1 protein-coding gene is annotated in these 627 nt (G+C 45.9%); it reads right to left on the reverse strand.

The features are described from left to right. A partial coding sequence (locus A3729_RS08345) for a preprotein translocase subunit SecY (RefSeq protein ID WP_197475693.1) occupies window positions 1–605 on the reverse strand: 605 nt, incomplete at its 3' end. Window positions 606–627: the final 22 nt, after the last annotated feature.

The raw sequence follows: 627 nt of genomic DNA on the forward strand, positions 1-627 counted from the left end.
AACGACTGACCGAACGCACCTGGTAAACCCGCGACAATCCCTGCAAATATCAACAAGGAAATACCGTTACCAATACCACGCTCTGTAATCTGCTCTCCCAACCACATAAGGAAGACAGCACCACAAACAAATGTAGAGATCGCAAGGAAGTAGAAACTAAAGCTATCAGTGAAGGTCACACCTTGAGAGGCAAGACCTACCGACATACCTGAAGCCTGTATCAACGCTAAAGCAACTGTGCCATAACGCGTATACTGACTAATCTTTCTACGACCCGCTTCGCCTTCTTTCTTAAGCTGTTCAAGAGTAGGGCTTACAGCAGTTAACAACTGCATAATGATCGATGCAGAAATATAGGGCATGATTCCCAAGGCGAAGATACTCATTCGCTCCAATGCACCACCAGAGAACATGTTAAACAAGCTCAAAATAGTACCTTGGTTTTGCTCGAATAGCGCGGCTAGTCTCTCTGGGTTGATGCCTGGCACTGGAATGTGCGCACCAACTCGATAAACCAGGATTGCAGCGAACACAAACCATAATCTTGATTTGAGTTCTGCAAAACCTTTACCTACGCCCGAAGGCAATGCGTTTGACTTCGCCATGGGTATTAATCCTCTACCTTTC

Source organism: Oleiphilus sp. HI0043 (genome assembly GCF_001634935.1).